The sequence below is a fragment of the Microbulbifer echini genome, assembly GCF_041447225.1.
Taxonomy (GTDB): Bacteria; Pseudomonadota; Gammaproteobacteria; order Pseudomonadales; family Cellvibrionaceae; genus Microbulbifer; species Microbulbifer echini.
This window is the reverse complement of sequence record NZ_JBGMEL010000001.1, coordinates 372,262-388,228: the sequence shown is the minus strand read 5'-3', so window position 1 is coordinate 388,228 and position 15,967 is coordinate 372,262. Positions and strand designations below refer to the sequence as shown.

Sequence of the window (15,967 nt, the reverse complement as noted above, 5' to 3'; positions counted from 1 at the left end):
TTGACGTCCTGAAATGTCAGTGATGGAGGGCAATAGCAATCTTTACCTCCAGTAGTGAAGGTAAGGTAGGGCACAACCACAGTGCTCGTCCTGAGCGGAAAATAAATGATAGTTAGATCAGGGCAGGGCTCTGCTGGCGATAATCCGCGTATCGATCTCCGCTAAACGTTATTACGATGTAATGTTACTCGTTTTTTCTGGATGATTTAAAGGCTATTAATCACTTGGGAGTGCTTAGGGTTAGCCTCTCTTGAAAAATAGTTCCTTATAAATAATTTAAATTGGTAATAAATGCTCCTGCTGTTCATTTTGACACTTTTTGTTTTATGACGACTGCGTCACTGGGAATATTAATTTTTTAGTGATGGCTATCGAAAAAATGTCCTAGCGGGTAAATCGGTCCTATTGGAGATGGAAACCGGATGATACCTAAGGGGCAGGAGGGGTTATTGAGGGGGGAGCTTGTACATTTCTTTCGCATTTGAAAAGGCCCGCTAAAGAGCGGGCCTTTTCAGTAAGGGGTTTTTAGCCACCGTAATAGGTTGCTGCACCGGGCCCAACAGGGAGGCCAAAGGCAAATACCCAGAGATAGAACAGGGCGGTCCAGCTAACAAAGAAGAAGATGGAGTAGGGGATCATTGTGGCGATCAGCGTGCCCATACCAAGGTCTTTCTTATAGCGGGCGGCGAAGGTGATGATCAAACCGAAGTAGCTCATCATCGGAGTAATCACATTGGTCACCGAGTCGCCAATACGGTAGGCGGCCTGGATCACTTCCGGTGCGTACCCAAGAAGCATCAGCATAGGTACAAAGATAGGAGCGGTAACGGCCCATTGTGCCGAGGCGCTACCCAGCATTAGGTTCACAAATCCGCACATCATAATGAAGAACAGGAACAGCAGAGGGCCCGTCAGGCCGATACTCTGTAAGGTGTCGGCGCCGAGTACGGCAAAGATGGTTCCCAAGTTGGTGACTTTGAAGAAAGCTACAAACTGCGCCGCAAAGAACACCAGCACAATATACATGCCCATGCTGTTCATGCTTCTGGCCATAGCATCAATGACATCGCGGTCGTTCTTCATAGTGCCCACCACCTTGCCGTAGACAAAGCCGGGAATAGCGAAGAACACCAAAATAAGAGACACAATACCTTTTAGGAATGGAGAGCCAGCCACCAGACCGGTTTCGGGATTGCGCAGCACACCCCATTCGGGCACTACCGAGAGTGCAAATACCGCAGAGACGGCGAGAACAGCGAGGCCAGCATATTTGAGCCCGCGTTTTTCATCGTCGGTTAGGGTGCCCAGTTTGTCCTGACTCAGGTCCACGGAGGCTTCGTTGGGATCGTACTTACCCAGCTTCGGCTCCACAATCGCCATGGTCACCCAGCTACCCACGATGGTAATCAGGAAGGTACTGATGATCATAAAGAACCAGTTCACCTCGGGGCCCACACTGTAGGTGGGGTCGATCATGTGGGCTGCCGATTCAGTAATGCCGGATAACAATGGGTCCACGGTGCCCAATAATAGGTTGGCGCTGTAGCCGCCAGAGACACCGGCAAAAGCGGCAGCCAGACCCGCCAGTGGGTGACGACCCAGAGAGTGGAAAATCATGGCGGCCAGGGGAATCAGAACCACATAGCCGAGTTCCGAGGCCGTATTGGAAATGATGCCGGCGAAAACAACAATGACGGTCACTGTTCGCTTGGAGGCCTGAAGCACCAGGCCGCGCACGGCGGCACTTAGCAGTCCCGAGTGCTCGGCAATCCCCACTCCGAGGAGGGCTACCAGAACGGTGCCCAGGGGCGCGAAGCCGGTAAAGTTATGCACCAGGCTGGTGACGATCATCCTGAGACCATCACCGCTCATCAGGTTGAAGACCTCAATGACACCATCGGGGTCGCGTCCCGCCGCACCCACCGGGCGCGGGTCGGCCACCGAAAGGCCAAAATAAGAAGCGATGCCACTCAGTACCACAACGCCCACGGCGAAGAGCGCGAAGAGAGTGATGGGATGGGGAAGCAGATTGCCTAGCCATTCCACCACGTCCAGGAAGCGGGTAAAGGCCGTTTTGCGTCCGGGGGGGCCGTCCTGCCGGTCGCTCGGGGAGGTCGTTGTGGTCATTGTTTGTCCTCAATTTTGTTGGCGGGTAACCCTAATTGCCTCTGGGATATCCGTTAGCCCAATAATTGGCTGAAAAATGTGCTAAGGCCGCGATCATACACAAAAGTCCTGGAGGTAAGAATGCCCGCGCTGGAATGTTGCGGGATACTTGGTCGTCGATTGCCTGCCTGGCGATGTCCCTGCTGTTCCAGGCGCACTTAGAGGGAATTGATTCTGGAGTGCCAACAGGCCTCTTACCCAAGCGGTGAACTGAAGAGGATATGAGAAGGGAAGGGGAGCTTTGGAGGCGTAGTTTTTTGCGATAGGCCAGCCGACCTAGGATTCTGTTATATGCCATAATCCGAAAACTCAGCAGTCAACCCAGCGGTGAAATAATGAAGATTGGAGTATTAAAAACCGATGATGTGCGCAAAGAACTGGTGGGCGAATACGGTGAATACCCGGAGATGTTCGCTGACCTATTGCGCAGCCAGGATTCCACACTGGAATTCACCACCTACGAGGTGCAGCACGGTCAGTATCCGCATCAGGTCGATGAGGTAGATGCCTATTTGATCACCGGCAGTAAATCGGGTGTTTATGATGATAAAGAGTGGATACCGCCCCTGATGGATTTTGTGCGCAAGCTGCATGATCGGAAAAAACCGACCATCGGCATTTGCTTTGGCCATCAGCTAATTGCCCAGGCATTGGGAGGGAGGGCCCACAAGTCGGATAAAGGATGGGGCCTTGGGGTGCACTCCTACGAAATGCAAGAGACCCCCTCTTGGATGTCTGAACCTGTGGACAGTTTCAACCTTCTGGTCACGCATCAGGATCAAGTGGTTACACTGCCGCCCGGTGGCCGGATACTGGCATCCAGTGAGTTCTGCCCGATGGCAATGCTCCAGGTGGATGACCATATGCTCACTTTTCAGGCTCATCCAGAATTTACCAAGCCCTACTCAAACAGCTTAATGGAGCTGCGTCGCGAAGCTTTTGGTACGGATGTTGTGGAAAAGGGGCAGGCATCCTTGCAAAACGATATTCACGAGAATGCGGTTGCCCGGTGGATGTTGGAGTTTTTGCGTAAATAAAGGGTTAATCAGCTTTTTTAAAAGGTGGGTAAACCACCTTTTTTAAATGCTGCCGATGCTACCTTTAGAGTAGCTTTAAGTTCTTTTATATCCCTTTCTTAGTACTTTTATCTCTGTCTATAGTGGATTAAATTCTAGTAAATATCCCTTCTCAATTCTCATTTTTTATTTGGGTTAGTATTTTCATATTTTTGGGAGAGCCTAAATATAAATATGGTTTTACACAGCTATTGCTGTGTTTCCATTATTTTTATGGGGTTCAAGGAAATACTATTTTTCAGGTTAGAGCTTTTACAATTTTGCGTCAGAAAGCCACAAAATTCTTGGCTTGAATATCATTTTTTCAGTTGTTTTTTGTGAAATGATTCCATCTTTATGAACTTTTTGAGACTTGCCTCTCATTTTTCTGGTGCATTTTTGGATTTACAAAGTTAAGAATATAGTTTCTCGGGATTGCTATCTCGATGTGCCTGATCGCGTCCCAGTTATCTAAATAAAATAAATTTACCTGGGGGTTTTATGATTTCATTAAGTGAAGCTAGGAAGGGGTTTTCGAAGAGTTTAATTGCTGTATCAATAGGAGCAGTGCTTGCAGCAAGTCAGGTCGCTTTGGCAGACAATACGACCGGTGCGATTAGAGGTTCTGTTGTCAATGTGGAAAAATCTGACAAAGTGAGAGTCACTAATCTATCTCGAGGCGTTTCTAGAGATATATCAATTAGTGATAAAGGTGAGTTTAGGGTAGGAAGTTTGCCTCCTGGTAAATATCAATTAGAACTTTTATCTGGTGATGAAGTTACTGAAACTCGATTGGTCTCAGTGAGTTTGGGTGGGACGGTCAATGTATTGCTTGGTGATAGCTCTCAGATGGAGGAGGTTGTCGTTAATGGTCAGCCTATATCTCAGCGGGATATCGGTATTGCTGAATCTGGTTTGGTTATTTCATCTGACGAAATCATTGAGCTGCCAGTGGCGCGCAACTTAAATTCAATTACACTTCTTGCTCCAAGTGTTTCCAAAGGTGATCGAACATTTGACCAATTTGGTGGTGGAACCAGTTTTGCTGGTTCCTCAATTGCTGAAAATGTAAGTTATATCAATGGGCTGAATACTACTAATTTTAGAAATGGCTTAGGTTATTCAACGGTACCATTCGAATTTTACGATAATATTCAGGTGAAGACGGGTGGATATTCGGCAAAGTTTGGTCGCTCTACTGGCGGTGTTATGAATGCCACTACAAAGAGTGGTTCAAATGAGTTTAAATTCGGTACCAGTGTTTATTATGATGAAGAAACTGATACGGCTCCAAATACTTTTGTTTGGGATAATGATAAAGATGTGTTGGATACTCGTGAAGCCAATATATATGCTTCCGGCGCGATTATAGAAGATCGACTTTTCTTCTACGCTCTCTATAGTAATGTTGTTGAAAACCAAGAATATTACGGAATAACTAGTGGGCGCGGATACAAGGAGGAAACAAAGTCAGATTTTTGGGGAGTGAAGCTTGATGGTTATATCAATGAAGATCATCGAGTAGAGTTTACTGCTTTTAGTGATGAGCGTGATATTGTTGAAGGAATTTATAATTACGATTCTGATACCGGTAAAACAGGTGATTATATTGGGGATATTGTTTATGGCCGGGGAGGTCATAACTGGATTGCTTCTTATATAGGTAACTTGAATGATTCTATGACCTTAAGTATCTCCTATGGTGAAAATTCACAGGATCGAAGTGAAGTTCCAGGTAACGATGAAGCTTCTACCGTTTATTGGTATAACCCTGGTCGTGTATCTATTGGTAATTGGGTTGGATCAAGTGTGGAGGTGGGTGAAGATACGCGAGAAATGTTTCGTGTAGATTTTTCCTGGACCATCGATGACCATATGGTGGAAGTCGGTATTGATAATGAAGTTAATAGTCTTACTGAGAATACTTCATATTCGGGTGGCGAAATATGGAGATTATATCCAGAGCTAGGCCGGGCTCGCCAGCTTATTTATGAAAACGTAGGAAGCTTCGAGACCGAGTCTTCTGCAATATATCTGCAAGATACTTGGCAGATAACGGATGATTGGTCTGTACAGTTTGGGCTTCGCAATGAGACGTTCACTAATAAAAATGCCGCCGGAAAGGAGTTTATTGATATTAGTGACCAATGGGCGCCGCGCTTTTCTACTGTTTGGGATCCATCTGGAGATGGTAGGCAAAAAGTATTTGCAAGCGCAGGGCTTTATTATCTTCCTGTGGCTTCAAACACAAATGTAAGGCTTGCAGGGGCGGAGTTATATACTAGCGAGTGGTTTGATTGGGAAAGTTCCTGCCTTAATAACGATGCAACTCCCTGTAATTTAGGGGATTCTGACGGACTATTTTATTTTGCAGACGGCAGTCTAAAAGATACCAGGAGTGTCGTGGATAAAAATATCGATCCAATGTATCAGTCGGAATATATCCTTGGGTATGAATATTTTTTGGATAATGGAATTCAGCTTGGTGTGAGAGGTATTTATCGTAACTTAGAGGTGGCTCTGGAAGATTTGGCAATTGATGCGGCGGTAATAAGCCACTATACCTCAACGGGCACCTGGGATGCATCTAAAGTAGGTGGGGCTAGTGTTGAAGATGTTTTTGGTGGATTCCACCAATATGTTCTGACCAACCCTGGTAATGATATGCGTATCTATATACCAGAGCAGGGTGAGTACATCAACTTATCCGCTGCCCAGTTGGGGTACCCAGAAGCTAAGCGTCAGTATGGTGCTGTTGAGTTTACTTTCAAGCGCCCATTTGATGGTCGATGGTCACTTGATGCCTCATATACGTGGGGTCATAGTTGGGGTAATAATGAGGGTTATGTTCGTTCAGATAATGGCCAAACTGACTCGGGCCTCACAACAAATTTCGATCAGCCTGGTTTGTTACATGGTGGGTATGGGGATTTGCCAAATGATCGTAGGCATACCATAAAAGCGTTTGGTACTTATAGTTTTGATATGGGGTTAAGGTTGGGGGCTAACTTTATGTGGCAAACTGGCCGCCCCAAAAACTGTTTTGGTATGCACCCAACAGATGATTTTGCTGCAGAGTATGGCTCTGAATCTTTCTACTGCCAAGGGAGGCTTAACTCACGTGGAAGCTTGGGTAGAACGGAGAATTACTGGAACTTAGATCTGAACGCGCAATACCCTGTTGAGTTGGCAAACAACCAAAAATTGTTGGTGAGTTTAGATGTTTTCAATATATTTAATAATGACTCTGTTGTTGAAATTGAGGAAAAAGGTGACCTTGATGGTACAGCAGAAGCTTATGAATATTTTGGAGATCCCTACTACTATCAAACTCCCCGTAGTGTGCGATTAGGGTTGAGATATGATTTTAATTAAATCTCTTAGGTGATGTTCTAATTTGTAGTGTTCCGTTAAGCTCAGGTAATCTCGAAGTTTTCCTGGGCTTAATTGTTTTTAGGTTCTATTTTTACTGTTTTTTTTAGCGGGATGCGGTTTCATTACGCTGCCTAATTACCATCTATGTTAAGCCAATATTCGGCAGTCTTTCCGACATCGGTGGCGTCCGAAGTAAGATGAAAAAATTTAGGAGTGAGCAATGACAGGTCAAATCTTCTATTTATTCGATATTGAAACTCAGCCAAATAACGCTGTGTATATTTCGGCCTAATCGTATAGTAGATGCTTCGTAGCGCACTCTTTAAATTACCAAGAGCCGTATTCACCCAATATAATTTAAGCTCTTCAACAGAAGTCCGACCTCCACCACAAACAATCTTGTCATGCACACAATCAGTGTCTGTGATTGCATTGAAGCACGCAAAATCATCGGAGAACACTGCATGAGTTTCTGTTTTGTACACGCAAGCAGCGTTGTAAGAGGTACCTAGATGACGCGACAACTTTATACGGGAAATGCCTTTCTTATCATGCGAGATACGAAAGATTCCTAGGAGCCAAGTGGTGAGGGGCAACTTAGTGGAGTTAGAGGTCGTACGAGGAGTGACCGACGACTGAGTCGACACCGGTTACACTGTTTGAGCTTGCGATAAGAAGGGTCGCAATACTTGTCGTGCCCTCAGTGAAGGCAAGAAAATCCGTTTGGCTAACGTCATTGGTAGAGTGCATCAAAGCGTGGCTTTTCGCCTCCTTATTCTTTAGAAATTGGATCAAGCTAATGTCCTTCTGGAACTGCACTTTGTTGCGATCCATGGAGGATTACCTTGAGGATCAAACAGATGGTTGTTTATATATACAGTTATCTGTGGCTTGATAAGAGTGATAATTGGGTAAGGATGAGAGTATGAATGCTGTAACCCAGTAATAATTCAGTGAGCATTGCGGTTAAAATTCATCGTCGCGAACAGAGATTTTTCAGGTGTAATATTCCAGAGAAGATATGCTGTGGATTTCAGGTAGTACTTCTGTGCTTAATGTTTGACCCTGGGGCGGGCGCGAAATTTTTATCGGACACTTTATGGTTCTCTATGTTGTGCTTGTCCCCGAGAGAAATTTCAATTAATAAATGGGTAATATTGCAGTTATTACTTGAAGCCAAGAGTTAAAATCTTTATAGGTTGATTTAATTTTATCAGAAAAGTTAGTTCACTCCGGACATAAAGTCTTCATCCATCAGCTGAATTCTTACCCTGATAGGATCATCTGTTTGAAAAATTCTTCGAGCCGTCTTATCCAGTTGAATAGCTAGTCTCTGTAACACTTCATGGGTGCGGGCGGGTTTTCGGCAGCAGATAATTTCAATATAACATCCAGCGGGTTCTACCTGTTTGGATTCAATAATGGCAACCAGTGCTTGCTCTCCCTGTGCTTCCAATCCTTCAATTATCATTTCGTTAAATAGATTGGCTACCGAATCTGGAATCAGTTTTTTGGAATCTACAAAAATTTTGCAGCTAGGCATATTTAGGATCCCTGATACTAGTAAAGAGATGCTCTGGCGCTGTACATTTCATTTGATTTCACCTACTCCTAGTGTAGCTGTTGTTGGCTAACATGCTAATTTCAAGTGGATAGTTAGACACCCTTAAAGGGCGGTAACTTTTAGTGCAGCACCAGTAGGTGTGAACATCGGTAGCAGAGTATTTAGGGAGATTTTGAGGGTACTTTATTTGGCTTTAGTATGCGGTCAAGGCAACCTCAATAATAGATTACTGATAATGCCTGAGTTTGTAATTGGTGCGCTGTGCCTGGTCGGTATGTATCTGAGTTGCCAATTGCCCTGCGCGTTTGCCCAGTGCCTGCTCAGTACAAAAGAGGGGGTACGGGTTTTGTACAGGTTCTATAGGTACAATTTATGTCGAATCCGACAGATTGGGACCGCTTTACTCGTTCCAGGTAGAGTTGGACAGGATGCGGAGTTAGGTGGCGCTCTACCCAGTCGAAATTATTAGGATTGGTTATATGCAAGCTTGCTGCATAGGTCGGCATAAAACAACGGGTTTCCTGAAGGAGTTGGCTCGCTGCCAGGCGTTGAGGCCGGTTATATTCGGCCAGTTGCTCATAAAAACAGTGACTATTTTGGGCTATAGCGGCATCCAGGTAGACTAAGTGCTGTACAGGGTGTCTTAGCCTGTCGGCCACTAGGGATGGGGTGATACTCCCAAAGCTGTGACCTAATAGAGTAACTCCATATAGTTCTTCCCACTCTGTAAAGTTGACGATATCTTCAGTGAAGGTGTCGATACCAACTCATGGGGAAAGCAGGTGGCAGTGCTCCCCAAGGCCAGTTTGGGCTGGCGTGAAGACGCGATGTCCCGCAGCCTCTAGCCGTTTCTCACCCTCCCCCAGCACCCTCCGCCGTGAAATAAGCCGTGTAGCAGGACAAAGGTTTACGTCATGTATTGTACGCAGTCATAAATTGTTTTTTCAGTATAGGATGTGCTGGTTATCAGAATTTTGGTGGCTTTTGCGGTAGAGAGCGTGTCAAGTTGTTGGGTAACTCAGAAATAGGCGAAGTAAAAAGTAGGAAGCTTCCAGTGCGTAAGCAAAAATATCTCATTCGCCGTGTCACTTCTTATCTTGCCTTATGAGCTGGAATGATATTTTTTAATGCTGCTGCTGCTGCTGCTGCTGCTGCTGCTGCTGCTGCTGGTTGTTGTTAGGTACCCGGCCGATTGGGGTGTCATATCTTTGTGAGCACTATAAAAAAAATTGCTTTCTCAAGGATAAATAAAAAATTTCGGGTTTGACTAACCGATAGTAGGGATTTAGATTTGGCCGCTCGATACTCAGCACATGGCTGTATTCGTACTATAACCACAAAGAATCTTCATACGCCTTAATTGGTACGAACTGGGTGAATTGTATTGCCAACACCGTTTATTCAAACTTCTCGCGCGATTAATTCTGATTCTTTCTACTCCCCTGGATTGATGAGTATTTTGGGTGTGCTCCTTATGGCAGCCTGGGCAGTTTGGTTCTTGTTTCAGGAAATCACTATTTATAGTGTCAGTGACCAAGCCAAACTGGAGCAAGAGCAGAATACCGTTCATGTCAGCACCCAGCGAACCGGTAGAGTGATTGCTATCCAGGCCTCACTAGGCGATACCCTCAATCGTGGAGATTTATTGATTGAGCTGGACACCAAAGCCTTGGACCTGGATTTGGATGGTGATTCACGAGTCTCCCAGAGTATCTCAACACAATTACAGTCGATCGAGCGCGAACATAGCTTGCGGAATAAGAAATTTTCCGAGGATGATAAGGCGTTGGGCGATCAACTAAGACTTCTGCGACAACAGCATGAACTTCAGGTGAGCAATCAGAAAATTCAGGCGGATGTGAAGGCGCGCTATGAGCGCTTGCTGCAGAAGCAGCAAAGCTCCGAGCTGGACTACCTTGCGGCAAAACGTACTTTCCAGCAGATGGCCATGGCCACTCTTGCATCGGAAGCGGCAATGCGTGCAATCAGTGATCGTCGGGAACAGCTGGCTAATGAGTACCAGTTGGCAGTGAGTGCGTTAGGGCAGCGTCGAGAAGATCTCCAGAGGCAGCTGACAGAGGTGAATACTCGAATTCAGCAGAGCTCCTTGGCTGCAGACGAACAGCGGTTGCGTGCGCCTATCGCGGGTAAACTTGCGTCTCTGGCAGATATTCGTGAGGGAGAGGTTTTGTTGGCGGGGCAACAGATTGCCACTCTCCAGGCAGAGGGCCGTATTACTGTTCAGGCTTTTTTCCCCCCTGCCTTGGCGCTGGGTCATATTCGCCCGGGACAAAGTGCGCAGGTGAAATTGGATGGATTCTCCTGGACGCGTTATGGCCAGCTACAGGCCCGTGTTGAACGGGTGGCTAGTGCGGTTCAGACGGGGCAGATTCTCGTTGAATTATCCCTGCGCGGAGAGGCCCCCCCGCAATTGCCATTACTGCATGATTTGCCGGCAAGGGTTGAGATCGCCACGGCGGTCAAGACACCTTATCAGTTACTGTTACAGAGGGTTGGGGATCTATTGTCCGGGCAGGTAGAAAGCACGGCTAATTTACTGGAGACCCAGCAGTGAAGGGTGGTACCCGCTGGCTGGTGCCCGAAGTTGTGCAGACCTCCAATATGGATTGTGGCCCGGCTTCTCTCAAGTGTTTGCTGGAGGGCTTTGGGGTCAATGTGCATTACGGCCACCTGCGTGATGCCTGTCAAACCGATGTAGATGGCACCTCGATAAACACGCTGGAAAAAATTGCTGTGGAGCTGGGGTTGGATGCTACACAGATGGTGGTGCCCAAAGATCATCTGCTCCTGGATACGGCCGGCTATTTGCCCGGATTGGTGGTGGTGCGCCTGCCTAATGGCAACACCCATTTCGTTGTTGCCTGGCGCAACCACCGTGGAATTGTGCAGGTTATGGATCCAGCTTCGGGAAGGCGCTGGCCCAGCGCGTGTCGTTTTCTCGACGAGTTGCATATACACACGATGCGTGTTCCGCCTCAGGGCTGGCGGGCTTGGGCTGGCGGAAAAGATTTTCTTGATCCTTTGCGCGAGCGCATAAAGCAGTTAAAAATTTCTCAGGTTGTCAGCGAGGAAAGTTGTGCGTGTGCTCTGCAGCCTGGGGATTGGCTTTCGCTGGCTTTCCTCGATGCGAGTGTGCGGATGTTGTTTTCGTTAGTCTCCTCCGGAGCGGTGCGCCGTGGCAAAGAAGCCAGCGCAATGTTACGTAAACTGATGACGGATTTTGCGAGTGGCGCTACCAATGCTTATAGCTTGGTGCCACAAAATTACTGGTGTGTGAAACCGCAGCAGATCCCAGGAGCTGAAGGGAAGGAAGCCGTTGAGGTCGAGCCCAAGCAGCTGGAATTTAGTGGCGCGGTCATTGTGAGCGTGAAGGGGGTGCGCGATACTGCCGAAGTAAATCCAGAGTCCGAGGCTTTATCCAGGGCCCTGCGAGCGCCGCCAGTACGTCCCCTACAGCAATTATGGGGATTTTTACGCGAAGACGGTCTGCTTGCTCCGAGTATTGTTTTGTTGGCGATGCTCGCTGCGGTATTTGGTCTGATGGTGGAGGCGTTGCTATTTCGCGGCCTGATAGATATCCACACGGAACTTGCTACAGAGGTGCAAAGACTGGGCACGGTTACTCTGTTGCTAGGATTTATGCTGACGCTCATTCTTGTGCAGTTACCTGCGATAAAGGTGCAACTGATGATTGGGCGGCACCTGGAAAATCGCTTTCGAATACGTTTTCTTTCTGCTCTTCCCAAAATCCCCGATCATTTTTTTCAAAGTCGTCCAACCTCGGATACTGCCGAGAGAAGCCATCGTATTTCCGCTCTGCGGGAATTGCCAGTATTGGGGGGCGGCATACTTTTTAAGGGGCTTTCATTACTTGCTACGGCTGTAGGTATTATTTTGATTGCCCCCCCCGCCGCGCCTTTGGTACTGCTAATGGCGGGACTACAGATAGTTATCCCATTGTTGTTCCAGCCAGCGCTCAGTGATCGGAATATGCGTGTACAAACCCATGCTGGTGCACTGGCCAGGTTTTATATGGATGCGCTACTGGGGATCATTCCTATACGTACCCATGGTGCTGGCGAATCGGTGCGCCGAGAACATGAGAGCCTGCTCACTGAGTGGATTAAAGCCGGTTATTCCTCATTACGATTCCAGCTTAATAGCCAAGTAGTGCAGCTGCTGGTGAATAGTATTTTAACGAGCGCTCTGGTTATTTACTGCGTCCAGATTCGAGGAGCCAGTCCCGACCTGCTTCTCTTGATTTACTGGGTGCTGGCGCTGCCACCACTCGGAGAAGATATCGCGGTATTAATGCGAGAATATCCGCGTCAGCGCAATACTCTCTTGAGAGCCCTGGAGCCTCTTCAGGCGGTACCCGGCGAGGAGAGTAAAGATACGGCGGACACACAGATTCCTCGTCTAAAAGAGCCCGTGTCTTTTCATTTCGAAAATGTCAGTGTCAATGCCAGCGGGCGAAACATTCTTAGGGATATAAATCTTAAAATTGCTCCTGGTGAGCATATCGCCATTGTTGGAGCATCCGGTGCGGGCAAGTCTAGCCTCGCGGGTTTGTTATTGGGTTGGTACAAGCCGGCCACAGGGCGTGTGTTACTGAATGGTGAAGAGCTGACAGGAGAATTACAGGCCCGCTTCCGTTTGCAGTGTGCTTGGGTCGATCCTGCCATCCAACTGTGGAACAGTAGCTTGCTGAATAACCTGCACTACGGCAACAGTGCCGATGCTCCCCTATATCCAATTCTCCAGCAGGCAGATCTTCTAAAGCTGGTGGCATCTCTGCCTGACGGTTTGCAGGGCACTCTGGGAGAAAGCGGCGCGCTGGTCAGTGGAGGAGAGGGCCAACGTGTGCGCCTGGGGCGTGCTTTGGGGCGGGAATCGCCTGTTTGCGCGATCTTGGATGAACCATTTCGAGGGCTTGACCGCGAGCAGCGTCAGCGCTTGCTCGATCGGGTACGAAAGTTGTGGAAAGGGGTTAGCTTGATTTGTATCACTCACGATATTTCAGAAACTAAAAACTTTCCCCGTGTATTGGTCGTGGAAGATGGGCAAATTGTTGAAGATGCTGCCCCTAAAGACCTCGAAGCACAGAGACAATCCCGTTATGCCCAGCTGTTATTAGCGGAAAAAAACCTCTGGAAAGAGTGCTGGCAGAATGAAGATTGGCGCCGCCTTTATATGAGTGATGGGCGTGTTAGCGAGGTGCAGCCTGCAAATAAAGTGCAAACACCACAAAGAGCCACTCAATCCAAAGAGGTGGATTGTGAAGCCTGAGAGCTCGCATAGCCAGTTGAAAAGCCTCTGTTGGCCGGTAAATCAAGCGAATAGCGCCTTGAGGGCCCTGGCTCAGCAGGCTGGCCTTGACCCGGTAGATCTTAGTGATGGTACAAATTCAGAAGTGCTATCGGACCTGGAAGCTCACTTGCTGTTTGGCGCGGAATCGCTAGATCTAAAAATAGAGCGTGTCAGTTGTAAGTATGGGGAGCTGGAACAGTTGTTGGTGCGGGCTGCGCCGGCATTGGTTCGCTTGCGCGTTGCTGATGAGGAACTCTTTGTCGCTTTGTGTGGCGGGAGCCGGCGCTATCTGCGCGTGCTCACTCCATCTTTGCAGGTTGTAAAGTTGCGTCCGCAGATAGTGCTGAGCCAACTAACTCGTGCGCATGAAGCCCTACAGCATCAACGTATTACCGATTTACTCGACAGTGCCAGTATCGTTGGGCGGCGACGTATTCGTGCGACTTCAGCACTGTTGCGGGAGAACCTGACAGAACTACAAATTGATGAATGTTGGTTGCTTCGTCTCCCTGCACACCGCCCTTTTTTGCAGCAGTTGCACCACCGCCGCCAGCATATACGTTTTTTAAGTATGATGGTTTGCCATACCCTACAAATGGCATTATTTATGGCCAGCTGGTGGTTAATTGGTTACGCCGTTCTCGAAGGCAGTATAGATACCGGTTGGCTGGCCGCCTGGGTGCTACTACTTATCACACAGATTCCTCTGTCAATGCTCACCGCGCGCTTACAAGGCTCAATATCGTTAGAAACTGGTGCGCTGCTAAAGCAGCGCTTACTCGCCAGTGCCTTGCGTATAGATCCCTTGAAGGTGCGTCATATGGGTTCGGGTCAGGTACTTGGGCGTGTCTACGATGCCGAAAATATCGAAGCCAGCGCTCTGCAGGGGGGCTTTTTGTTACTGCTTGGCGGTGTGGAATTGGTACTGGCTTCTCTGGTGCTGTTTTTGGGTGTTGGTGGGCCAGTGCTTTTGGGGATACTCCCAATCTTTTTGCTTTTTGCCTTTGTCCTGGGGCGGGCTCAGTACCTCAGTCGAAGGCGCTGGACCAGCGATCGCCTGCGCATGACCCATCGCTTGATTGAGAAGATGCTTGGCCACCGAACCCGTTTGGTACAACAGCCCCCAGCGGATTGGCACAAGGGTGAAGATCGGGAGCAGGAGGAGTACTTACAGAGTTCTGCCACTATGGATGGCACTATGACCCGCCTGATTGCCCTGTTACCGCGTTTCTGGCTGCTGTTGGGGGTGGTTGGCTTGATGCCGGTTTTTGTCAGTGGCAACAGTGAAAGTGCACAGATTGCAGTGGCTCTGGGTGGGGTACTGCTTGGTTATCGCGCGGTACTTAAGTGCATGGGCGGATTTACGAGCGCCCTCAGTGCTCTTGTCGCCTGGGAGAAAGTACGCGAGCTTTTTTCATTGGAGACTCCCGCAAAGCGAGTAACGTCCACGGCCGTCAAAGCGAATGGTGACGAGACAAGTATACCAGGGGAAGGTCAGCCCTTGTGCTATATCCGTGAGTTGTATTTTTGTTATCCCGATAAAGACAAAGCGGCACTAGCGGATTGCAACCTGAGTATTTATCCGGGAGACCGTCTGCTTCTTCAAGGTGCTTCCGGTTCTGGCAAATCTACTTTAGCGAATGTAATTACTGGTGTTCAAAAACCGGATAATGGACTCCTACTAATTCATGGGTACGATCGAACTAGTATCGGCGCGGAACATTGGCGCAAGTTAGTCGCGTCAGCCCCCCAATTCCATGAAAATCATGTACTTGGTGATTCCTTCTTATTTAACTTATTAATGGGCGATGAATGGCCACCAAAGCCAGAAAGCGTAATCCGGGCTTACAGTATTTGTGATGAACTGGGGCTGACGCCATTATTAAAAAAAATGCCCGCAGGTATGCTGCAGACAGTTGGGGAAATGGGCTGGCGGTTATCTCACGGAGAAATGAGTCGCTTGTTTATAGCCCGGGCAATTCTGCAAAATGCGGAATTACTAGTACTGGATGAAAGTTTTGCGGCATTGGATCCTGAGAATTTGAGACAATCGTTCCAGTGTGTGCGAAAAAATTCGAACAGCCTAATTGTGATCGCTCACCCATAATTTTTGGTTAATTATGGTGTGTCGTGTTAGATTCAGGTTAAGCTATGTGTTGTTCTTAACTATGTTTCGTTAGGGACATTATTTAAATTTTATATGGAGAAATGGTATGCATACTGAAACTAATATTTATGCTGGCCCAGAGGCAGGTGTTGCACTGCCTGATGAAAATTAATTTCTATATGATGAATGATTAAAGCTTGTTACTTTGGTGAGGAAGATGCTTATGATTGCTAAAGGGCAATGATTGAGGGCTTTCTTTTCCAGGTGGTTATTTAGGTTGGTAGCTATTGTTTAGGAACTTGCTAATCTAATATTACTGATATATGAGCTTTACCGTTTTGTAAAAAGCCCGCGTAAGCGGGCTTTTTA

7 protein-coding genes and 1 pseudogene are annotated in these 15,967 nt (G+C 47.6%); 5 read left to right on the top strand and 3 right to left on the bottom strand.

Annotated features, from left to right (window positions below; genetic code table 11):
• Nucleotides 1-525: 525 nt before the first annotated feature.
• The gene (locus tag ACCI51_RS01600; protein ID WP_299588041.1) at nucleotides 526-2,127 is read right to left on the bottom strand and encodes an AbgT family transporter; all 1,602 of its coding nucleotides are present in this window, start codon (nucleotides 2,125-2,127) and stop codon (nucleotides 526-528) included.
• A gap of 374 nt (nucleotides 2,128-2,501) precedes the next feature.
• Between ACCI51_RS01600 and ACCI51_RS01595 the strand changes: the two genes are divergently transcribed.
• A complete protein-coding gene (locus ACCI51_RS01595) occupies nucleotides 2,502-3,203 on the top strand; it encodes a glutamine amidotransferase-related protein (protein WP_299588043.1) in 702 nt (233 codons plus the stop codon).
• Nucleotides 3,204-3,722: 519 nt separating this feature from the next.
• Complete coding sequence (locus ACCI51_RS01590; protein ID WP_299588046.1) at nucleotides 3,723-6,596, top strand: TonB-dependent receptor; 2,874 nt, start codon at nucleotides 3,723-3,725, stop codon at nucleotides 6,594-6,596.
• 142 nt (nucleotides 6,597-6,738) lie between these two features.
• On the opposite strand, the pseudogene ACCI51_RS01585 reads toward ACCI51_RS01590, so the two are convergent.
• Both ACCI51_RS01585 and ACCI51_RS01580 read right to left on the bottom strand, forming a co-directional pair.
• Nucleotides 6,739-7,430: pseudogene (locus ACCI51_RS01585) on the bottom strand (transposase).
• 388 nt (nucleotides 7,431-7,818) lie between these two features.
• Nucleotides 7,819-8,139: a hypothetical protein gene (locus ACCI51_RS01580; protein WP_371842356.1), complete on the bottom strand. Its 321-nt coding sequence runs from the start codon at nucleotides 8,137-8,139 to the stop codon at nucleotides 7,819-7,821.
• Between the two features lie 1,495 nt (nucleotides 8,140-9,634).
• Between ACCI51_RS01580 and ACCI51_RS01575 the strand changes: the two genes are divergently transcribed.
• From ACCI51_RS01575 to ACCI51_RS01565, 3 genes are read left to right on the top strand one after another with little or no spacing between them, the layout of a single operon-like run.
• On the top strand, nucleotides 9,635-10,735 hold the full coding sequence (locus ACCI51_RS01575; RefSeq protein WP_371842355.1) for an HlyD family secretion protein: 1,101 nt from the start codon (nucleotides 9,635-9,637) through the stop codon (nucleotides 10,733-10,735).
• Entirely contained in the window at nucleotides 10,732-13,470 is a 2,739-nt protein-coding gene (locus tag ACCI51_RS01570) for an ATP-binding cassette domain-containing protein (RefSeq protein ID WP_371842354.1), read from the top strand. The genes ACCI51_RS01575 and ACCI51_RS01570 overlap by 4 nt, the downstream gene beginning before the upstream one ends.
• Nucleotides 13,460-15,598, top strand: a complete 2,139-nt coding sequence (locus tag ACCI51_RS01565; protein ID WP_371842353.1) for an ATP-binding cassette domain-containing protein — start codon at nucleotides 13,460-13,462, stop codon at nucleotides 15,596-15,598. The genes ACCI51_RS01570 and ACCI51_RS01565 overlap by 11 nt, the downstream gene beginning before the upstream one ends.
• The last annotated feature ends 369 nt before the right edge of the window (nucleotides 15,599-15,967 follow it).